Annotated in this window: 16 protein-coding genes and 1 tRNA gene; 4 read left to right on the forward strand and 13 right to left on the reverse strand. The window is 72.9% G+C overall.

What is annotated here, in order from left to right:
• Position 1 precedes the first annotated feature (1 nt).
• The 6 genes from IFY26_RS13340 to ligD all read right to left on the reverse strand — a co-directional run bounded on the left by IFY26_RS13340 (position 2) and on the right by ligD (position 7,225).
• The gene (locus tag IFY26_RS13340; RefSeq protein WP_232549502.1) at positions 2-1,882 is read right to left on the reverse strand and encodes an ABC transporter ATP-binding protein; all 1,881 of its coding nucleotides are present in this window, start codon (positions 1,880-1,882) and stop codon (positions 2-4) included.
• Complete coding sequence (locus IFY26_RS13345; protein ID WP_232549503.1) at positions 1,879-3,693, reverse strand: ABC transporter ATP-binding protein; 1,815 nt, start codon at positions 3,691-3,693, stop codon at positions 1,879-1,881. Before IFY26_RS13345 ends, IFY26_RS13340 begins: the two co-directional genes overlap by 4 nt.
• Before the next feature lie 46 nt (positions 3,694-3,739).
• Positions 3,740-3,815 (reverse strand) — tRNA-Lys (locus IFY26_RS13350).
• Between the two features lie 74 nt (positions 3,816-3,889).
• Positions 3,890-4,612, reverse strand: a complete 723-nt coding sequence (locus IFY26_RS13355; protein WP_232549504.1) for a type 1 glutamine amidotransferase — start codon at positions 4,610-4,612, stop codon at positions 3,890-3,892.
• The gene (locus IFY26_RS13360; RefSeq protein WP_416046579.1) at positions 4,609-5,907 is read right to left on the reverse strand and encodes a MurT ligase domain-containing protein; all 1,299 of its coding nucleotides are present in this window, start codon (positions 5,905-5,907) and stop codon (positions 4,609-4,611) included. Before IFY26_RS13360 ends, IFY26_RS13355 begins: the two co-directional genes overlap by 4 nt.
• A 25-nt stretch (positions 5,908-5,932) precedes the next feature.
• Positions 5,933-7,225, reverse strand: coding sequence for a non-homologous end-joining DNA ligase (gene ligD / locus IFY26_RS13365; protein ID WP_232549505.1), 1,293 nt, complete (start codon positions 7,223-7,225; stop codon positions 5,933-5,935).
• Positions 7,226-7,374: 149 nt separating this feature from the next.
• On the opposite strand from ligD, the gene IFY26_RS13370 reads away from it, so the two are divergent.
• Positions 7,375-7,986, forward strand: coding sequence for a hypothetical protein (locus IFY26_RS13370; protein ID WP_232549506.1), 612 nt, complete (start codon positions 7,375-7,377; stop codon positions 7,984-7,986).
• Positions 7,979-8,257, forward strand: coding sequence for a transcriptional regulator (locus tag IFY26_RS13375; protein WP_232549507.1), 279 nt, complete (start codon positions 7,979-7,981; stop codon positions 8,255-8,257). The genes IFY26_RS13370 and IFY26_RS13375 overlap by 8 nt, the downstream gene beginning before the upstream one ends.
• On the opposite strand, the gene IFY26_RS13380 is transcribed toward IFY26_RS13375, so the two are convergent.
• From IFY26_RS13380 to IFY26_RS17960, 6 genes are all read right to left on the reverse strand, one after another.
• Entirely contained in the window at positions 8,224-9,435 is a 1,212-nt protein-coding gene (locus IFY26_RS13380) for an XdhC family protein (protein WP_232549508.1), read from the reverse strand. The genes IFY26_RS13375 and IFY26_RS13380 overlap by 34 nt on opposite strands.
• Positions 9,428-10,018: a nucleotidyltransferase family protein gene (locus tag IFY26_RS13385; RefSeq protein WP_232549509.1), complete on the reverse strand. Its 591-nt coding sequence runs from the start codon at positions 10,016-10,018 to the stop codon at positions 9,428-9,430. The genes IFY26_RS13380 and IFY26_RS13385 overlap by 8 nt, the downstream gene beginning before the upstream one ends.
• Complete coding sequence (locus tag IFY26_RS13390; protein ID WP_232549510.1) at positions 10,015-12,195, reverse strand: xanthine dehydrogenase family protein molybdopterin-binding subunit; 2,181 nt, start codon at positions 12,193-12,195, stop codon at positions 10,015-10,017. Before IFY26_RS13390 ends, IFY26_RS13385 begins: the two co-directional genes overlap by 4 nt.
• A complete protein-coding gene (locus tag IFY26_RS13395; protein WP_232549511.1) occupies positions 12,192-13,196 on the reverse strand; it encodes an FAD binding domain-containing protein in 1,005 nt (334 codons plus the stop codon). The genes IFY26_RS13390 and IFY26_RS13395 overlap by 4 nt, the downstream gene beginning before the upstream one ends.
• Entirely contained in the window at positions 13,193-13,729 is a 537-nt protein-coding gene (locus tag IFY26_RS13400; protein ID WP_232549512.1) for a 2Fe-2S iron-sulfur cluster-binding protein, read from the reverse strand. The genes IFY26_RS13395 and IFY26_RS13400 overlap by 4 nt, the downstream gene beginning before the upstream one ends.
• A gap of 134 nt (positions 13,730-13,863) precedes the next feature.
• Positions 13,864-14,715, reverse strand: a complete 852-nt coding sequence (locus tag IFY26_RS17960; protein WP_269779504.1) for an Fpg/Nei family DNA glycosylase — start codon at positions 14,713-14,715, stop codon at positions 13,864-13,866.
• An 85-nt stretch (positions 14,716-14,800) separates the two neighbouring features.
• Here IFY26_RS17960 and IFY26_RS13415 point away from each other — a divergent pair, with 85 nt between their 5' ends.
• Positions 14,801-16,138 (forward strand): FAD-dependent oxidoreductase, encoded by a 1,338-nt coding sequence (locus IFY26_RS13415; RefSeq protein WP_232549513.1) that lies wholly within the window; start codon positions 14,801-14,803, stop codon positions 16,136-16,138.
• Between the two features lie 80 nt (positions 16,139-16,218).
• Positions 16,219-17,340, forward strand: coding sequence for a PPK2 family polyphosphate kinase (locus IFY26_RS13420; protein ID WP_232549514.1), 1,122 nt, complete (start codon positions 16,219-16,221; stop codon positions 17,338-17,340).
• Here IFY26_RS13420 and IFY26_RS13425 read toward each other — a convergent pair.
• Complete coding sequence (locus tag IFY26_RS13425; RefSeq protein ID WP_232549515.1) at positions 17,295-19,739, reverse strand: glycoside hydrolase family 3 N-terminal domain-containing protein; 2,445 nt, start codon at positions 19,737-19,739, stop codon at positions 17,295-17,297. The two genes, IFY26_RS13420 and IFY26_RS13425, sit on opposite strands and share 46 nt — an antisense overlap.
• Between the last annotated feature and the right edge of the window lie 16 nt (positions 19,740-19,755).

Here is a 19,755-nt window from a genome sequence, read left to right on the forward strand (position 1 = left end):
GTCAGCCCAACGACGCGATCCACGAGCGGTGGAGCGCCGCGTATCGCCCGCCGGAGCCCAACAGCCCGGCGGGCGATCCGTCTTCCACCACCCGGCCGTGCTCCAGCACGAGCACCCGGTCGGCGATCTCGACGGTCGACAGGCGGTGCGCGATGATGACGGCCGTCCGGTCGGCCAGCACGGTGTGCAGGGCCCGCTGCACCACGCGTTCGGACGGGATGTCGAGCGAGCTCGTCGCCTCATCGAGGATCAGCACGGCCGGGTCGGCCAGGAATGCCCGCGCGAAGGCCACGAGCTGCCGTTGACCCGCCGAGAGCCGGCCGCCGCGCTTGCCGACGTCGGTGGCGTAGCCCTCGGGCAGGGCGGCGATGAAGGCGTCGGCGCCGACGGCGCGGGCAGCGGCGGTCACCTCGTCGTCGGAGGCGTCCGGCCGTCCGAAGCGGATGTTGTCGGCCACCGAGCCCGCGAACATCACGTTCTCCTGCGTCACCATGACGACGTGGCGGCGCAGCTCGGCGTCCGCCAGATCGCGCAGGTCGACCCCGTCGAGGGTGACGCGGCCGGCGTTCGGGTCGTAGAAGCGGCACAGCAGCTTGGCGATGGTGGTCTTGCCCGCCCCCGTGGTGCCCACGAGGGCCACCGTCTGGCCGGCCGGGATCGCGAGGTCGAGGCCCGGCAGCACCGGGGTGCCGTCCACGTAGGAGAACGCGACTCCCGTGAGCGCGAGCGCACCCGACGCGTCGGGCAGCGGGGTGGGCGAGGCCGGCTCGGCCACCGCCGGCTCCTCCTCCAGGACGCCCGACAGCTTCTCCAGCGCCGAGATCGCCGACTGGAACGTGTTGTAGAACTGGCTGATCTCCTGCATCGGCTCGAAAAACTGCCGCAGGTAGAGCAGGAAGGCGGTGAGCACGCCGACCGTCATCGAGCCCTCGAGGACGAACAGGCCGCCGAGCAGCAGCACCAGGCCGGTTGTGACGTTGCCGATGCCGCGGATGCCCGGCATGAAGACCGCCACGAGCCGGAACGAGGTGACGTTGACCGCCCGGTAGCGGTCCGCCAGACCGGTGAACAGCTCCTGGTTGCGTGGCTCGCGCCGGTTGGCCTGCACCGCCCGGATGCCGGTCATCGACTCCACGAAGTGCACGATGACCTGGGCGGACGCCTCGCGCACCCGCCGGTAGGTGCGGGCCGAGGCCGTGCTGAACCAGCGCACGAGCAGCGCGACGAAGACCACCGACGTCAGGCACGCCAGGCCGAGGCGCCAGTCGAGGACGAGCAGCATCACCGAGACGCCCAGCAGCGTCAGCACCGCCGAGACCAGCCCGTCGAAGCCGCCCCCCACCAGCTCGGCGATCGCGTCCATGTCGGACGTCAACCGCGAGACGGCCCGCCCCGAGGTGTAGCGGTCGTGGAACGCGACGTCGAGGCGCTGGAAGTGGCGGAACACGCGGCGGCGCAACGCGAGCAGGATGTCTTGACCGATGCGGCCGAACAGCCGCAGGAAGAACACGCGGGCCACGGTCTGCACGACCACCGCGACGCCCATGACGGCCAACACCTCCAGCAGGATGCGCGGGCCCCGGTCGGCCATGAGGGGCGGGATGCCCAGGTCGATGCCGCGCTGCACCAGCAGGGGTGCGCTCAGCCGGGCGACGTTCTCGAGCACCAGGGCCACGATGAGCACCGGCAGGAGCCGCACATGGGGGCGCAACAGCTCGCCGAGGAGCCGGCGGCTGCGGCCGCGGAGCTGGACGCCGGCCGCCTCGGCGGCCTGCTCGTTCTCCTCGGCCGCGACGCCGCGCCAGGAGGTGTCGTCGTCCGGCGGCGTCGGCGAGGATGAGGGCTGGGGTGAGGCCTGGGGAGAGGGCGCGGCGCTGCTCATGCCAGCTCCGCCTCGGCATCGAAGTCGGCGCTCAGCAGCTCGCGGTACTCGGGGACGGTGGCGAGCAGCTCGGCGTGGGTGCCGACGTGCGTGATCGTGCCCGACTCCAGCAGGGCCACCTGGTCGGCCAGCAGCACGGTGGAGGCCCGGTGGGCGACGACGATGCCGGTGACGCCCACCAGGACGCGGCGCAGCGCCTCCTCGACCAGCGCCTCGGTGTGGATGTCGAGGGCGGACAGGGTGTCGTCCAGCACCAGCACCCGCGGCCGGGTGAGGATCGCGCGGGCCAGGGCGAGCCGCTGCCGCTGGCCGCCCGACAGGCTCATGCCCTGCTCGCCGATGCGGGTGTCGAGCCCCCAGGGCAGGTCGTGGACGAACTGCGCCTGGGCGACCTCGAGGGCCTGTTCGATCTCGGCCTCGGTGGCGTCCGGACGCCCCAGCGTCAGGTTCTCCCGGGCCGACATGGAGAACAGCGTCGGATCCTCGAACGCCGTCGCCACCAGGGAGCGCAGGTGGGCGAGCTTCAGGTCGCGGACGTCGACGCCGTCGATCGTGACCGAGCCCGCCGTCACGTCCGCCAGCCGGGCCACCAGGGCGGTCAAGGTCGACTTGCCCGAGCCCGTACCGCCGACCAGAGCGACCGTCTCGCCGGGCGCGACGGTGAGGTTGACGCCGTGCAGGACGTCGTCGTCGGCGTCCGGGAAGCGGAACGCCACGTCGGTGAAGCGCAGCGCGCCGCGGGGGGCGTCCAGGACGCGCGGGCCGTCGACGATCGTCTCGGGGGCGTCCAGGATCTCGCAGACGCGGTCGGCCGCGGTCATTGCGTCCTGGGTCATGCTGAGCAGGAAGCCGAGCGCGGCCACCGGCCAGATCAGCGACAACATGAGCGTGATGAAGGCCACCAGGGTGCCGAGGGTGAGCCGGTCCTGCGCTGCGGCGAGCGCGCCGATGGCCAGCACTGCGATGAGCGTGACGGTGGGGATGACCTCCAGGAAGGTCCAGAACCGGCTCACGTTGCGCACCCGCTCGAGCGCGGTGGCCCGCAGGCGGGTGGCGCGCTCGTCGAACTCGGCGAACATGTGGCGGCCGCGTCCGAAGGCCTTGATGACGCGCAGCCCCTGCACCGATTCCTCCACCGAGGACGCCACGTCGCCCGTCTGGTCCTGGATGCGGCGCGACAGCCGGGTGTAGGCGCGCTCGTTGAGCAGGCACAGGGCGACGACCGGCACGGCCGACACGGCGACCACGACGCCCATCGGCCAGTACATGCCGATCAACAGGATCGTGACGACGGTGATCTGCAACACGTTGAGGATCAGGAACAGCAGCCCGAACCCGAGGAATCGCCGCATCGTCGACAGGTCGTTCATGACCCGGCTGAGCAGCTGGCCCGAATCCCACTGGCCGTGGAAACCCAGCGGCAGGCGTTGCAGCTTGGCGTACAGGTCGAGCCGGATGCCGGTCTCGGCGCCCAACGTGCCGATCGAGACGATCCAGCGGCGGATGAACGTCAACACCGCGTCGACGATGCCCACGGCCAGTGCCAGCGCGCCAAGGGCGTAGAGCCCGGGCCGATCGGAGTTCGCCACCGGCCCGTCGATGATGGCCCGCGCGATGAGTGGCGTCACGATGCCGACCCCCGTGCCCAGCAGGGCGACGACGAACATGATGACGAACCGGGACGCGTAGGGGCGCAGGTAGGTGCGGAACCGCCACAGGGACGCCCACGCCGCGCGTCGGCGTGACGGGGGTGCAACGAGGGGCTGCCGCTGGAGCGCGTCACCGTAGAGATCCCACACCGAGGTGGACATCGCACCTTCCGCAGTGAACGGGTTGGGACCGCTGGCCGATCCCCAGTGGTACACCGCCAGGGACTCGAACCCTGAACCCGCTGATTAAGAGTCAGCTGCTCTGCCAGTTGAGCTAGCGGTGCGCGAAGAAGAACGTTACCCCACCGCCGCGGTGTTCACGAAATCGGGTCGCTCCCGGTTGCCGCGACCGCGGGAGCTAGCGCCGGACGAACGCGATGCGCTCGCGGCGGAGACCTTCGTGGACGGACTGCACCCGGCCCAGCGGTTCGAGCTCCCGGTCGAGGGCCAGGCCGAGCAAGTGGTCGGCGAGGGCGGGGTTGCGCGCCAGCACCGGTCCGTGCGGGTAGGTGCCGATCACGCGGCCCTGGACGGCGCCCTCGGTGCCGTCGCCCGCATTGCCGATGCCGCGCTCGACGCGGGCCAGCGGCGTGGCGTCCGGGCCGAGGTGGGTGTAGCCGCCGTGATTCTCGAAGCCGGACAGCAGGTACTCCGAGCCGTCGGGGCGCGTCCAGCGGGTCAGGATCTCCCCGACGGCCCGGGTGGCTCCGCGCGTCGTGGTGACGTCGAGCAGGCCGAGGCCCTCACGGACCTCGTCGGTCTCGCCGATGGTGAACGTCTGGCCGCAGATCTGGTAACCCGCGCACACCGCGAACACCACGGCGCCGGCGTCCACCGCGGCGAAGAGCGAGCCGTCCTTCGTCAGCTCGCGGACGGCCGTGGTCTGGGCGTTGTCCTCCCCGCCGCCCATGCAGTAGATCGCGCCGTCGGCCGGCAGCGGATCGCCGGGCTCGACCACCACGACCTCGGCGTCGATGCCGCGCCAGCGCAGCCGCTGGGCCAGGACGAGGCTGTTGCCCTGGTCGCCGTAGATGCCGAGCAGCGACTGGTAGACGAGGACGATCTTCACCGGAGCGGTCATCGGAGGCCTGCCATCTTGAGGAGCTTCTGGAAGGGGGTGTAGGTGGCGATGAGGTCGACCGGCTGGGGGGCGATCGAGGCGATCCGCAGGGCGTCGGTCAGGTCCACCGACACCTCGTGCTCCACCTCGGCGTAGGCCAACCGGACGGCGAGGTCGTAGGCGCGCGGGCCGGTGCAGATCACCTTCTTGCCCCGCAGCTGCTCGAACTCGACGTCCCACAGCCAGCTCACGTCCTTGCCGTCGGCCGCCACCGAGTCGATGGCCAGCACCACCGTCGGTGTCTCGAGCAGCGGCAGCGACTCGGCCCAGCCGGCCGGGTTCTTGCTCAGCACGAGGCGGACGCCCACGCCGTTGACCGTGGTCACCGCGAACCGGCCGGCGGGGGAGCGGACGGTGCGGAACCCCGTCAGGGCTTTGGAGACGGGCACACCGAGCTCGACGGCCGCCGCCAGCGCCATGGCCGCGTTGCTGACGTTGAACTTGCCGGGCACGTTCAGCGTCAGCTCGCGGACCGTGTGGTCGGGCAGCTCGACCGCGTCGCCGCGCACCACGTAGTCGGCCTGCGGCTCGGTGAGGTCGCAGCCCGGGCAGTCCCACCGTCCGGTGGGGGCGTCCGCGCTGGGGTTCTCGCGGGTGAGCAGGTCACCGCAGTTGGGGCACAGGGCCGCGTCGGCGACCCACGTGCTGGCGGTGTCGACCCAGATGACGCGTCGCGCCGCACCGGCCGCCCACGTCACGAGGGGGTCGTCGGAGTTCGCGATGACCACCGGGCCGGCGTCCCCGGCTGCCGTCAGGGAGTCACGCCACGCGCGGCCGAGGAACTTGATCTCGTGGTTGCGGTCGAGCTGGTCGCGGCTGAAGTTGAGCAGCACCAACACCTCGGGACGGCCGTGGGCGATCATGTCGGCCACCACGCGCTCGTCGGTCTCGAGGACGGCGGTGTCGGCCTTCGGCGCCTTGGCCAGCGCGGACGCGATGCCGTAGTGCAGGTTGGCCCCGTCGGCGTTGGTGACGAGGCGCGCGGCGTCCGCCCCCAGCCCCTCGCGCACCGCGGCGGCGAGGAGGTGGGTCGAGGTCGTCTTGCCGTTCGTGCCCGTCACCGCGGCGATGCGGCGGCCGCGGAGCAGCAGGCGGAAGGCGTCCGGCTGGACGCGCGTGAGGATCTGGCCCCGGATCGAGGCGCCCGAGCCCCGGCCGAGCCGGCGGGACGCCCACGCGGCGGCGTCCCCGAGAACGGTGCCCGCGGCGAGGCGGACGCGGTCGAACGAGGTCAGGTCACGAGGCACGGGCACCATTGTGCCCTGTCGCGATCGTGCACCGTCAGCCCGGTTCCGGCAGGCTGCCGATGCTGCGGCCGTCGGCCTCGAGCCGATCCGCCTGCTCCACGAGGGCATCGAGGGAGAAGGCTTCGTCATCGATGCCGGCCATCAGGTCGCCGAGCTCGGCGAACCGGCCCGGCACCGTGGCCAGGGTGAAGTCGCGGGGGTCGAGCGCGTCCAGCTCGTCCCAGCGGAACGGCGTCGACACCGTGCCCCGCGGGTTGCCGCGCAGAGAATACGCGCTGGCGAGGGTGTGGTCGCGGGCGTTCTGGTTGTAGTCGAGGAACACCTGGTCGGGTCGGCGGTCGCGTCGCCACCACGCGGTGGTGACGTCGTCGGGCAGCCGCTCCTCCACCGCGACCGCAAAGGCCCAGGCGGCGCGGCGCACCTCCGCAAAGCCGCGGTCGGGCGGGATGCGCACGTACACGTGGATGCCGTTGCCGCCGGAGGTCTTGGGGTAACCGGTGACGCCGAGCTCGTCGAGGGTGGCGCGCACGGCCCCGGCCACGCGCACGACGCGGTCCCAGCCCGCGTCGGGCATCGGGTCGATGTCGATGCGCCACTCGTCGGGGGCGTCCACGTCGGAGCGGCGCACGTTCCACGGGTGGAACTCCACCGTCGACATCTGCCCCGCCCAGGCGATCTCTGCCAGCTCGGTGGGGCACAGCTCGTCGGCGTGCAGGTCGAAGCGGGGGAAGTGCAGGCGAACGGTGGTGACCCACGGCGGGGCCCCCGAGGGCAGCCGCTTCTGGAAGACCTTCTCCCCGGCCAACCCCTTCGGAAAGCGGTGCAGCATGGTGGGCCGGTCCCGCAGCGCGCGCAGGATCCCCGGCCCCACCGCCAGGTAGTACTGCACCACGTCGAGCTTGGTCCAGCCCGTCTCGGGGAAGTACACGCGGTCCGGGCTGGAGATGCGCACGTCGCGGCCGCCCACGTCCAGCACCACCGGGGGCGCCTTCGGTGTGGACGCCGCGCCCGCTGCGGCGGCGCTGCGGCGGCGCGCCTCGCGGGCCGCGTCCTCGCCCGTGCCCGCCGGCCGTGCGGTGCCCATCGCCCGGCGCCACTGCTGTTGGCTGCGCGGCGCGGGCTCGGCGAAGTCGAGCCCTGCCTCGGTCAGGGCGGCGCTGAGCAGGTCGAGGGCCTTCGGCCCGACGCCGTGGAGCCCGGCGAGGTCAATGAAGCGCGCCCGCGTGAGGTCGGACGTTCGTGCGTACCCGGCGGCTTCCAGCGCCCGGCGGGCCGGCGCGGACAGACCGGCGGGCCACGGCGTCGTGGCGGGGGAAGGGTCGCTCATGGGCAGCAGTGTGGCACGGGCGGGGTGGTCCGACCGGCCGTGACGCCGACCCTTGACGCCACCGGCGGCCCCGCAGGATCATGTTTGTACCGCAAAGTTGGCGGGACATGAGGTCGCGCGAGAGCGGTCAAGGTGAGGGGGGGCGTGCCATGACTGAAGCCTTCGACCCGGGCGAGGCGCTGGGGATGATCGAGGATGAGGAGTCCCGTGTGCGGCGAGCCTTGGCGGTGAACCTGCCGGTGCAGTTGCTGGCGTGGGGCGTCGCCTGGCTCGTGGGATTCCTCGCGCTGTGGCTCGACGTCCGCGCTCACTCCACCTACACCCCGCCCGGCACGTTGAGTTCGCTGGTGTTCTTCGCGTTGTTGCTGGTCGCAGGCGTGGTGACCGCGATCGCGACCACCCGCGCCACCCGGGGTGTCGGCGGCCGGACGGCACGCACCGGCGCACGGCTGGGCCTCGGCTGGGGTGTGGGTTATGGCGGGTTCGTGCTGGTGGCGGGCGGCGTGGCCGTGTACGGCACGCCGGAGGCCGCCAGCGTGATGATGACCGCCGGGGCGGTGCTCATTGCCGGGTTGATGTATCTGCTCAGCGGGGCGGTGTGGGACGACCCGTTGCTGGTCCGGCTCGGGGTCGGCATCATCGCCGTGGGGGGCGTCGCCAGCTGGACGGGGCCGGTCTGGGCGCCGTTGGTCGCGGGTGTGGCCGGGGGCGGCGGACTGCTCGTGGCCGCCGGTCTGGCCGCGAGGCGACGGCGTGCTTGACCCGCTCGATCCCGTGATCCACGCCCCGGTGCGGTTACGGATCATGGTGACGCTCGCCGCGCTGGGCCCCGGTGACGATCTCTCCTTCAGCCGCCTGCAGAGTCTGCACCAACTCACCGCTGGCAATCTGATCACCCACCTGCGCAAGCTCGAGGACGCCGGGTACGTCCTGACCCGCAAGCAGGGTCGCGCGACGTCCGCCCGACTCACCGAGGAGGGGCGAGTCGCCTTCACCACCTACCGGCGGACGCTGCGCTCGATGCTCGGTTGAGCACCGGCTGGCGGTTGCCGATCGGGCCCCCGGTGGATCCGGCCCGCCCGCGACGACAGTCGCTCCCCAGAGCCGCCCCAGCGCACCGCCACGATCTCGGCGGCGATGGAGAGGGCGGTCTCCTCCGGGGTGCGGCCGCCCAGGTCGAGGCCGATCGGGCTCGCGAGCCGCGCCAGCTCCTCCTTCGTCACCCCGGCCTGGCGCAGCCGCGCCGTCCGGTTCTCGTGGGTGCGGCGGCTGCCCATGGCGCCGAGGTAGGCCAGCGAGGGAAGGCGCAGGGCGACCTCCAGCAGCGGCACGTCGAACTTCGGGTCGTGGGTGAGCACGGTGATGACGGTGCGCCCGTCGAGGCGGCCGGCGTCCCGTTCGTGGGCGAGGTAGCGGTGCGGCCAGTCCACGACGACGGCGTCCGCCTCGGGGAACCGCGCCCGAGTCGCGAAGACCGGCCGCGCGTCGCACACGGTGACGTGGTAGCCGAGGAAGGTGCCCATGCGCGCCACCGCGGCCGCGAAGTCGATTGCGCCGAACACGATCATCCGCGGCCGCGGCGCGAACGACTCGACGAAGACGCGCAGCCCCTCCCCGCGCCGTTCGCCGTCCGCGCCATAGGTCAGCGTGCCGTTCTGGCCGAGCGCCAACAGCCCCCGGGCGTCGTCGACCACGGCCCCATCGGCCCGCTTGGACGCCAGCGACCCACCCATGGCGTCCGCGGCGGCGTCGTCGGCGGCGGCGTCGGCGGCGTCCGCAGTGACCACCCGCCGGCGACCCAGCCAGCCGGGGTCGGGGTGCTCGATCACGGTCGCGACCGCGACCGGCTCGCCGGCCTCCACCCGACGCGCCACCTCGCCCAGCTCGGGAAATGTCTCCCGTGAGACCGGCGCCACGAACACGTCGAGGACGCCCCCGCACGTCAACCCGACGGCGAACGCGTCGTCGTCGGAGACGCCGTAGCGCTGCAGGGCCGGCGTCCCCGAGGTCACGACGGAGCCGGCCAGCTCGTAGACCGCGCCCTCGACGCAGCCGCCCGACACCGAGCCGACCACCGTCGCGTCCGGCCCGACCAGCATGGCCGCGCCGGCCGGACGCGGCGAGGAGTGGAACGTCGCGACCACCGTCGCGAGCGCGACCGTCGCGCCGGCGTCCCACCACGCCAGCAGCTCGGGCAGCACGTCACGCACGGACGCCCCCCGGTCGCAGCCCCGCCCCGGTGTTGACGTCCACGTCGGCACCGCTCGCCAGGTCGCCACACTCGACGCCCCGCACCCGGTCGATGTGCGCGGCCAGGTAGGAGCCGGCGCCCCGGTCGCCGACCGCGGTGGCCAGCACGCCGTCCCAGTGCGCGCGGCCCAGCAGGACGGGGTGACCCGGCACGCCGCCGTAGGTGGCCCGCGCCAGGGCCGACGCGCCGGAGGCGGCAGCCAGCACCCGCTGGGTCACCCGGGCGTCCACGTCGGGCAGGTCGACGAGCGAGACGAGCACGGCGTCGTGGTCGGACGCGGCCACCGCATCGAGCCCGGCGCGCAGCGACGCCCCCAGGCCGTCGGCCCACCGAGCCGCGAGCACAGCCCGCACCGACGGCGGCACCAGACCCGCGGCCTGCGACGCCCCGGCCCCGAGAACCACCGTGATCCCCGCGCAGGGGCGCAGCGCCGCCAGGGCGCGCAGCAGCCAGGCCGAGCCGTCGGCGTCCCGGGCCAGCGCCTTCGGCCCGCCGAACCGCGTGCCTGCCCCCGCCGCCAGCAGCAGACCGTGCGTGCTCACGCCTCGGCCAGCGCCGAGGGCGTGAAGGGCAGGCTGCGCAGTCGCTTCCCGGTGGCGTTGAACACGGCATTGCCGAGGGCGGCCGGCGTCCCGACCATGCCGATCTCGCCGATGCCCTTGGATCCCTTGGCTCCGAACCACGGGTCGTGCTCGGGCAGGAACTCGACGTCGATGGGCGGCACGTCGGCGTGCGCGGCGACGTGGTAGCTCGCCAGGTCGCCGTTCGCGATGTGCCCGAACCGGGGGTCGCGGTAGGACTCCTCCAGCAGGGCGCCCGAGAGCGCCATGATCATGCCGCCCATCACCTGGCTGCGGGCCGTCCTCGGGTTGATGATCGTGCCCGCGGCGTACACCCCGAGCAGCCGTCGCACCCGCACCTCGTCGGTGACCGAGCTCACCGCGACCTCCGCGAAGTGGGCGCCGAACGCGTTGCGGGAGTACTTGTTCGAGCCCTTGGGCGGGCCACTGCGGCCCGTCGCCGAGGCGCCCTCGGCCGGGTGCAGGCCGTGCTTGCGGCGGAACGCCTCGCAGGCCGCCACGACCGAGTTGCCCCATTCGTAGGTGCCCGAGCTGCCGCCGGCCACCATCGCCATCGGCGTGCCCGTGCGTCCGATGTCGGTGACCACCAGATCCGGGTCCACGCCCAGCGCGTCCGCCGCGATCTGCGCCAACACCGTGTGGGCGCCGGTGCCGATGTCGGAGGCCTGGAGCTGCACGACGTACCGGCCGCCGGTGAACAGGATCTTCGCGGCGAACGTGACCATGTGCATGTTCGGGAAGACCGCCGACGCCATGCCGAGCCCGATCTGCCACTCGCCGTCGCGCCGCTGCCCCGGGGCCTGACGCTCGTCCCAGCCGAAGCGCTCCGCACCCCGCTGCAGGCAGGCGACGAGGGCCCGAGTGCTCCACGGTTTGCCGTTCTCGGGGTCGACGTCCGGCTCGTTGCGCACGCGCAGGTCCACCGGGTCGATCCCCGCGGTGTGCGCGAGTTCGTCGAGCGCCGTCTCGAGGGCGAACATGCCGGTGAAGTCGCCCGGCGCGCGCATCCAGGTCGAGGGCGGCACGTCGAGCTCGAGGACGCGGTGCTCGGTGTGCCGGTTCGGCGTGGCGTACATCATGCGCGTCGACATGCAGGAGTGGTCGACGCTGTTCTTGACCCGGGACGCCGCCTGCGTCGACACGTGCTCGACCATCGTGAGCCGGCCCTCGGCGTCCGCCGCCAGGCGCACGTGCTGGCTGCTCGCCGCCCGGTGCCCGACGACGCTGAACATCTGCTGCCGGGTGAGGGCCAGCTTGACCGGCCGCGGCGACACGATCTTGGCCGCGAGGCTGGCCAGCACCAGGTGGGGGTGCGGGAACGCCTTGCCGCCAAACGCGCCGCCCACGTAGGGCGAGCTGACGTCGAGCTGGTGCGGCAGCAGCCCGAGCAGGGGGGCGAGCAGCAGGCGGTGCGGGAGCGGGCCCTGGTTGCTGTCCTGCAGCGTGAGCCGCGTGGCCCGCACGTCGAGCGGCGAGACCTCGTGCCAGGTCGCGATGACCGCGTGCGGCTCCATCTGGGCGTGGTATTGCGCCGTGTGCTCGTACGTCGCGTCGACGCGGTGGACGCCCTCGCCCCAGCCCTGCTCCGGGTCACCCTTGGTCTCGCTCCCGGGCCGCATGAGCACGACCTTGGCGGTGGTCACGTCCGGGCCGTCCGGGTCGAGCTCGACCTTCGAGGGTGCCTCGTCGTAGGTGAACACCAGGAGTTCGGCGGCCTCGCGGGCCGCCTCGGGGGTGTCGGCGATGACCCCGCCGATGATCTGGCCGCGGTGGTGCACCTCGGGGCCCTGCAGGATCCACAGGCCGGCGTCGGCCTTGACGCGCAGCCGGGGTGCGTCGGCGTGGGTCAGCACCCGGATGACCCCCGGCACCGCGGCGGCGCGGGACGCGTCCACGCCGATGATCGTGCCGCGCGCGATCGTGGAGAGCACCGGCCAGACGTGACACGGATTCGTGGTCGGGTGCTCGTAGGCGTAGGGGGCCGTACCGGTGACCTTGAGGGGCGCATCCACCCGGCGCCGGTCGGTGCCCACGCTGGGTTCGCGCGGACCGGCCGACCGCTGCGGATCCGGTGCGGCGTGGAGGGGCAGCACGGGCGATTCGGACGATCGGCCCTGGGCGTCGCGCGTCGCGGTCATGGCCGGTCTCCCTCGGTCTGGGTGAGTTCGGTGAGGACGGCGACGGTCGTGCGCCGCAACTGGCCCACCTTGAAGGCGTTGTCCTTGCCCGGACGCGCCGCCTCGAGTTCGGCATCGATGGCCGCCTCGAACGCCGCCGGGGTGGCCGGTTGGCCGCGCAGCGCGTCCTCGGCCGCCCGGGCGCGGTGGGGTTTGTGGGAGACGCCGCCGAGCGCGAGCCGCACATCGGTGACGACGCCGTCGGCGACGTCCACCGCCGCCGCCACCGACACCAGCGCGAAGGCGTACGAGGCGCGGTCGCGCACCTTGCGGTAGCGCGAGCGCGACGCCCACGGCAGGGCCAAGATCTCCACGGCCGTGATGATCTCGGACGCCTCCAGCGTCGTGTCGCGCTCGGGGGCGTCCCCCGGGAGCCGGTGGAACTGGTCGAACGGGATGGCCCGCTCACCACCGGGGCCGGTGACGTGGACGATCGCGTCCAGCGCGGCGAGCGGAACGCACAGGTCGGAGGGGTGGACCGCCACGCAGTGCTCGGACGCGCCGATCAGGGCGTTGTACGTGCCGTAGCCGTCGAGGGCGGAGCAGCCGGACCCGGGCTCGCGCTTGTTGCACGGCGTCGAGCGGTCCTGGAAGTAGACGCAGCGGGTGCGCTGCAGCAGGTTGCCCCCGGTGGAGGCCATCGACCGCAGCTGCCCGGACGCCCCCGCGAGCAAGGCTTCGCTGACGAACGGGAAGCGGCGGCGCAGCGCGGGGTCGGCCGCCAGGTCGGCGTTGCGGACGTTCGCGCCGATGCGCAGGCCACCATCAGCGGTCTCCTCGACGCCGCCGAAGTCCAGGCGGCTGAGGTCGATCAGGGTGTCGGGGCGCGCGATGCCGAGACGGAGGTGGTCCACCAGGTTGGTACCGCCGGCCAGGTACGCGGTCTGGGTGTCGTCGCCGTCGCCGGCCAGCTCGAGGGCCTCGGCGATCGAACCCGGCCGGGCGTACGCGAAGGCCTTCATGCCAGGCCCCGTTCCCCGGCGACGTCGAGGATCGCGTCCACGATGTTGGGGTAGGCGCCGCACCGGCACAGGTTGCCGCTCATGCGCTCCCGCACCTCCTCGGGGCTCAGCCGCACCGGGTCGAGCGCGGCGACGTCGGCGGTGACGTGCGAGGGCATGCCCGCCTCGGCCTCGGCCAACATCGCCTCCGCGGAGCAGACCTGCCCGGGGGTGCAGTAGCCGCACTGGAGCGCGTCGCGGTCGACGAAGGCCTCCTGCAGCGCGCCGAGCGCGCCGACACTCCCCAGCCCCGCGGCCGTGGTGACCTCGGCGCCGTCGTAGGAGACCGCCAGCGCCAGGCAGCTGACGATGCGGCGTCCGTCGGCGATCACCGTGCAGGCCCCGCACTGCCCGTGGTCGCAGCCCTTCTTCACCGACGTGACACCCAGCCGGTCGCGCAGCGCATCGAGCACCGACACGCGGGGGTCGAGCACCAGGTCGTGGCGTTCGCCGTTCACCGTCAGCGTGGTCGGATGGGAGTGCTGGTCGGGCATGGGCGGCCTTCCGTCGGAGGGGTCCGCCCGCGCCGGGGGGAGCGACGACCGGTCCCGGTGGGGCCCGGTGCCCCACGGGCCCATCTTGCACCGCGGACGGGCCGGAGTCCACGCTGGCTTGGGGCGTCGTCGCGTCAGGCCGGCTGTTGCTGGCAGCCCGGGCACCAGTACATGGTCTGCAGGCCGAGGCGTTCGGACGCCACCGGCGTGCCGCACCGCGGGCAAGGTTCGCCGCGGCGCAGGTAGACCGCGTAGCGCTTCGGCCAGCGCGGCACGGCCTCACCCCGGGCGAGCAGGGCCCGGGCGTCCGCGAGCTGGGTGGGGTGGGCGACGATCCAGCCGGCGCCCAGCCCGATCGTCATGAGATCGAAGGCGTCGTCCCACAGCGCGCGCAGCGTGTCGGGGTCGAGGGCGTTGCCGGGGGTGTGCGGGTCGAGGCCCGCCCGCCACAGCAGTTCGGCGCGGTAGACGTTGCCGATCCCGGAGACGACTGACTGGTCGACCAGCAGGGCACCGATGGCACGCCGCGACGCGTGGAGTCGGGCGATGGCCTCGGCCGGGTCCGCGTCGTCGCGCAGCGGGTCGGGGCCCAGGCGCGCGTGGAGGGCGGCCCGACCGTCGGCGTCCAGCAGCTCGCAGACGGTGGGGCGGGTCACCTCGAGCAGGTGCGTGGCCGTGAGGTGACGCCAGGCGAGCCCGGCCGGGTCGGGCGGGTCGGTGCGGGGGAGGCCGTCCGGGCCGAGTGCACGCCGGTGCTGCCGGACCGACACCGCCCCGTGCATGCCCAGGTGCAGGTGCGGGCTGAGATCGGTGCCGTGGAGGTGGATCAGCAGGTGCTTGCCGTGGGCCTCGGCGCCCGCGACGGCCCGGCCGTCGAGCGCGCGCGGATCGAACTGCTCGGTGACCGGGCCCTGCGAGCGTCCGGGCTGGTCCACCAAGCGCCGCACCCGCGCGGCCATCCCGTGGACGGCGTGCCCCTCAGCCATGTGACCATCCTGGACCACCTGACGCCCGGGTTTGACCGGCCCGCGCCCGGTGGCGACGATGAGGGTCCCGAGAGAAGGAGGTGTCATGTCGGTGGATGACGCTGTGACCGAGCCGGTCGTCGTGATCGGTGCCGGGCCCGTGGGCCTGGCCGCGGCCCTGTTGCTGGCGAGTGAGAACCGCCCGGTCGCCGTGTACGAGTCCCACGCGACCCTCGCGCTGTCGGACGCCAACAGCTACCCGATCGGTGTGAACCTGCGAGGCCAGGAGGCCCTGCGGCGCATCGACCCCGCGCTGCTCGAACGGTTGCGTGCCGACGCCCAGGTGGTCGCCGCGTTTCGGATCCACGCGGGACGCCGCCAGGTGGCCGAGCTGCCCAGCGGCACGCTGCTCGCCACCACCCGTGCGCACCTCACCGCCCTGCTGTTGGAGGCCGCCGAGACCAACCCCCACATCACCCTCACCACCGGGCGCAGGCTCACGCGCGTCGACGTGGCGGGCAAGCGGCTGCTGTTCGAGGACGCCGACGGTGCGACGCATGAGGTGGACGCGTCCGGGGCCCGGGTCGTCGCGGCCGACGGCGTGTGGTCGGCGACGCGGACGTCCCTCGCCGAACAGCTGCCCGCTTTCACCCCCGACGTGGACCCGTGGGGCGTCCAGTTCCGGGTGCTGTTCTCCCGTCCGGACGCCGCCGCTCCCGGCATGGACCCGGCCTGCCACTACATCTTCAGCGACAAGGGCATCTACACCTCCACGCTGAAGAACGGGGTGTGGTGCCTGGCCCTGTCGCTGCGCGAGGGTGACGACGAGGCCGCCTTCCTGGGTGCGTCGGAGGCGACGCCGGAGAACGTGGCCGCGCTCGAGCGCTACGTCACCGCCCACGCGGCGAAGGCCGCACCGCTGTTCACCGACGCCGATCACGCCGCGTTCTTCGGCCGCGGCTCCTTCACGGGGGCCGTCGTGCGCTGCCCCTTCGTGCACGTCGACGAGTGGCTCGTGCTCCTCGGGGACGCCGCCCACGGCGTCATCCCGCCCACCGGGGAGGGCGTCAACTCGGGGCTGGAGGACTGCTGCCTGCTGGCCGAGCAGATGGCGTCCGGCTCGGCCACGCCGTTCACCGACTACAGCACCCAGCGCATGCCGGATCTGGCCGCGCTGGGGGAGTACGCCCACCACCTCATGGAGAACGTCCGCGACCCTGACCCAGCCCGCCGCTTCGCCGGGGTCGCCTTCCGGATCGCCGGGGCGCTCGGCAAGCTGGTGGGCTCCGACGTCCTGCAGGTGGAGGGCAAGCTGTTCGGGCCGCAGGCCGGGCGGACGCCCTACCGCGAGATCCTCGGCCCGTGGCTCCGGCGCCGCGATGCGCTCTTCCCAGTCCTGGTCCGGGTGGGCCGGGTGCTGACGCGCCGCCGACGCGCCGCGTAGGCAGGGACGCGCTCGGGGGAATGACGGAGGGCTCGCCTAGCATGGGTGGTCACATCCGCATCCCGATTCGAGGAGGAAGCATGGGCAAGGACGAACTGAACACCCCCAACCCGTGGCAGGCCGACCCCCGTGACCTGCTGCGTGCGGGCCCGGATTTCGACTTGGCCCGCTTCGACCGGGGCGGCAAGCCGGGCTTCGACGGTGGCAAGGCCGAGGGCAAGGCCTTCATGGCGGACCGGGCTGGGCTGCTGTCCGAGCTGCAGGAGCGGCTCTACGCCGAGGGGCGCGCCGGCGGCACCCGCTCGGTGCTGTGCGTGGTGCAGGGCCTCGACACCGCGGGCAAGGGCGGCGTGGCCCGCCACGTGATGTCGCTGGTCGACCCCCAGGGGGTGGCGCTGCGCTCGTTCGGCCCGCCGACCGAGGAGGAGCGCAAGCACCACTACCTGTGGCGCATCAAGAAGGCACTGCCGCCGGCGGGCAGGATCGGCGTGTTCGACCGCAGCCACTACGAGGACGTGTTGGTCGTGCGCGTCGACGACCTGGTGCCGCAGAAGGAGTGGGAGCCCCGCTACGACGAGATCAACGCCTTCGAGGCCGACCTGGTCGAGTCCGGCACCATCGTGTTGAAGTTCGCGCTCATGGTGAGCCATGACGAGCAGGGCGTCCGGCTCATGGAGCGGCTCGACCGGCCCGACAAGCGCTGGAAGTTCAGCGAGAACGACCTGACCACACGCGCCAAGTGGGACGACTACCAGGCCGCCTACGCCGACGTGTTTGCCCGGACCTCGACCGAGCACGCGCCGTGGTACGTCATCCCCGCCAACCGGAAGTGGTATTCGCGGACGGCCATCGTGTCGATCCTCACCCAGACGCTCATCGAGATGGACCTGGGGTGGCCGGAGCCGGAGTGGGACGTCTTCGACCTGCGCGCGCGGCTCGCCGAACAGATGAGCGTCGACGCTTTGGAGACCTCGCTGGCGGAGACGGAGGACAACGTCCGCACCGCCATCGCCGAGAACGCGGCCACCGACAAGCTCGCCGCGCGTACCGCCAAGAACGACGGCAGCGACACGGCGCTGGCCGAGCAGGCCGCGGTGAAGGCCCAGGTGGATGCCGACAAGGCCTCCTACCTCGCCGAGCTCGCTCGCACGCGGGATCAGAAGGCCGAGCTGCTCGAGGCGGCGCGCTCCCGCACCGCCTGAGCCTCGCTCGTCGCGGCGAAGAAGCCGCGGTCGCGTCCCTCGACGTTGGCGTCGGACGCGATCCGTACCTCGCCGCGCAGGCGGATGTCCTCCGAGGACGCCCCGACCAGCAGGTCGATCTCCCCGGCTTCGACCACCCAGCGCAGGTCGGCGTCCAGGAAGGCCAGCTGGGTGACGGGGAATCGGAATGTGACGTCGGTGCTCGCGCCGGGTTCCAGGGTCACCCGGCGGAAGCCGATCAGCTCCAGCACGGGACGCGCCAGGGACGCGAACCGGTCGGTTGCGTACAGCTGGACGACCTCGGTTCCCGCGCGCTCGCCGGTGTTGGTGAGCCGCACCGTGACGGACACGGCGTCGTCGGGGGCGACCTCGGCGGCCTCGATGCGCAGGTCGTCGTACGCGAAGGTGGTGTAGGTGAGCCCGTGTCCGAAGGGGTAGCGCGGGGTGTGGGGGCAGTCGACGTAGTCGGCGAACCCGATGCTGCCGCCTTGGTGCCACGCCGATCCGCGTGGATGCCGGTACACCACGGGCACCTGGCCCGCAGTGCGTGCGACGCTGACCGGCAGGCGTCCGCTGGGGTCGGTCTCGCCGAGCAGGAGGTCGACGATGGCGCGGGCGCCGTGCTCGGCGGGGTTCCAGGCCTCGACGATGGCGTTGAGGTGCCGGTCGGCGACGTCGCTCGAGATGGGCCGCCCGTCGATGTGGACGCCGACGAGGGGCTTGCCGAGGGCGGCGAGCTTCTCGATGAGGGCGTCCTGGCAGGGCGGCAGGTTGATGTCGGTGGCGTCCACGCCCTCGCCCATCGCGGCGATGGACGACGTGCCGTGCTTGCCGCCGAGGGTGAGGATGACGAGGTCGGCCGACTCGGCGAGCGCGAGGGCCTCGGCATGCCCGGAGTCGTCGGGGCCGGCGATCGGGTAGCCGTACGCCCAGGCGACCTCGGCGTTCGGTAGGCGCGCCTCGAGTTCGTTGCGCAGCGTCCGGATGCCGGGGTACATGCGGTGGACGAGGTCCTCGAAGACGGGGTCGTCGTCGGGTTGGATCTGGGTGCCGGGGATGGTCCGCTGGAGCTGCTTGGTCTCCCCGACGGTGCCCGCCATGCTCGCGTTGGCGGCGAACATGCCCTCGGCCATCGACAGGTGGGTGTAGCCGCCGAAGAAGAATCGCGACGAGGCCGCGTGGCAGCCGATGACCGCGACCTTGCGGGCTCCGGACGGCGTGAGCGGGAGGACGCCGTCGTTGCGGAGCAGCACCAGCGACTGTCGTGCCGATTGCAGCGCGATCGCCGAGGCGTCCGCGTCGTCGAAGCGCTCGGGCACGTCGGCCTCGGGGGCGAAGGGGTCCTCGAACAGGCCCATCCGGAACTTGGCCTCCAGGACGCGGAGCACGGCGCGGTCGAGCAGGGCCGCGTCCGCGCGTCCGGTGGCGAACCAGCCCTTGAGTTCGTCGGCGTAGGCCTCGGGGACGTGGAACTCGACGTCCGTGCCGGCGCGCAGGGCCAGGACGCCGCCCGCGGCCGGGGACTCGCCCACGCGATGCAGCCCGTGGATCTGCCCGACCGCGCCGTAGTCGGAGACGACGAGCCCGGTGAACCCCATGTCGTGGCGCAGCAGCCCGTTGAGCAGGCGCTCCGACGCGGACATGGGCGTGCCGTCGACCAGGTTGTAGGACGGCATGACCCCGCGCAGTCCGCCGAGGGTGATGGCGGCCTGGAAGGGGGTGGCGTAGGTCTCGATGAGGTTCCTGGTGGGCGTCTCCACATGCGCCCCGTGGATGCCGCCGGTCACCTGGTGGGAGCTCACGAAGTGCTTTGCCACCGCGTACGTGGCCCGGCCCGACCCGTCGTCGTCCTGGACGCCGCGCGTGTACGCCGCCCCGAGCGCGGACGCCAGAGCCGGATCCTCCCCGTACGACTCGCCGTGCCGGCCGAACCGCGGGTCGTACGCCACGTCAAGCACGGGGGCGAGCGTCATCGTGATGCCGAGCGTCCGCTCCTGGCGGCCGACCACGCGGCCGATCTGCTCCTCCAGGTCCGGGTCGAAGCCGGCGCCCCGGCCGATGGGGACGGGGAAGCTGGTCGCGCCCGGGAGGTACGCCCCGCAGGCGCCCTCCATGTGGAAGATGGCGGGGATGCGGTGCTCGCCGGCGTCCATGATCGTGGTCTGCAGCCGGCGTTGGGCGGCCGCAACGTCGGGCAGGCGCTCGACCAGCCGCGCCTCCAGCGCCGACACGTGGCCGATGCCACCGGGGCGGACCCGCTCGATCATCGCGGGGTCGGCGATGTCGGGCGGGAACAGGCACGACACCTGCGCCATCTTCTCGTCCAGGCTCACGAGGGGGAGCAGCGCCGCCGCGCGCTCCTCGGGTGGGAGGGCGGCGTCCAGGTAGGTCTCGCTCATGAGGATTCCTTCGCTA

Source organism: Propioniciclava soli, assembly GCF_014858005.1.
GTDB lineage: Bacteria > Actinomycetota > Actinomycetes > Propionibacteriales > Propionibacteriaceae > Propioniciclava > Propioniciclava soli.

What these genes read in the sequence shown, in the direction of transcription:
- IFY26_RS17960 (WP_269779504.1), bottom strand. Translation starts at nt 14,715, where the DNA reads ATGGCTGAGGGGCACGCCGTCCACGGGATGGCCGCGCGGGTGCGGCGC.
- IFY26_RS13420 (WP_232549514.1), top strand. Translation starts at nt 16,219, where the DNA reads ATGGGCAAGGACGAACTGAACACCCCCAACCCGTGGCAGGCCGACCCC.
- IFY26_RS13360 (WP_416046579.1), bottom strand. Translation starts at nt 5,907, where the DNA reads ATGGTGCCCGTGCCTCGTGACCTGACCTCGTTCGACCGCGTCCGCCTC.
- IFY26_RS13425 (WP_232549515.1), bottom strand. Translation starts at nt 19,739, where the DNA reads ATGAGCGAGACCTACCTGGACGCCGCCCTCCCACCCGAGGAGCGCGCG.
- IFY26_RS13340 (WP_232549502.1), bottom strand. Translation starts at nt 1,882, where the DNA reads ATGAGCAGCGCCGCGCCCTCTCCCCAGGCCTCACCCCAGCCCTCATCC.
- IFY26_RS13370 (WP_232549506.1), top strand. Translation starts at nt 7,375, where the DNA reads ATGACTGAAGCCTTCGACCCGGGCGAGGCGCTGGGGATGATCGAGGAT.
- IFY26_RS13415 (WP_232549513.1), top strand. Translation starts at nt 14,801, where the DNA reads ATGTCGGTGGATGACGCTGTGACCGAGCCGGTCGTCGTGATCGGTGCC.
- IFY26_RS13400 (WP_232549512.1), bottom strand. Translation starts at nt 13,729, where the DNA reads ATGCCCGACCAGCACTCCCATCCGACCACGCTGACGGTGAACGGCGAA.
- ligD (WP_232549505.1), bottom strand. Translation starts at nt 7,225, where the DNA reads ATGAGCGACCCTTCCCCCGCCACGACGCCGTGGCCCGCCGGTCTGTCC.
- IFY26_RS13395 (WP_232549511.1), bottom strand. Translation starts at nt 13,196, where the DNA reads ATGAAGGCCTTCGCGTACGCCCGGCCGGGTTCGATCGCCGAGGCCCTC.
- IFY26_RS13355 (WP_232549504.1), bottom strand. Translation starts at nt 4,612, where the DNA reads ATGACCGCTCCGGTGAAGATCGTCCTCGTCTACCAGTCGCTGCTCGGC.
- IFY26_RS13390 (WP_232549510.1), bottom strand. Translation starts at nt 12,195, where the DNA reads ATGACCGCGACGCGCGACGCCCAGGGCCGATCGTCCGAATCGCCCGTG.
- IFY26_RS13345 (WP_232549503.1), bottom strand. Translation starts at nt 3,693, where the DNA reads ATGTCCACCTCGGTGTGGGATCTCTACGGTGACGCGCTCCAGCGGCAG.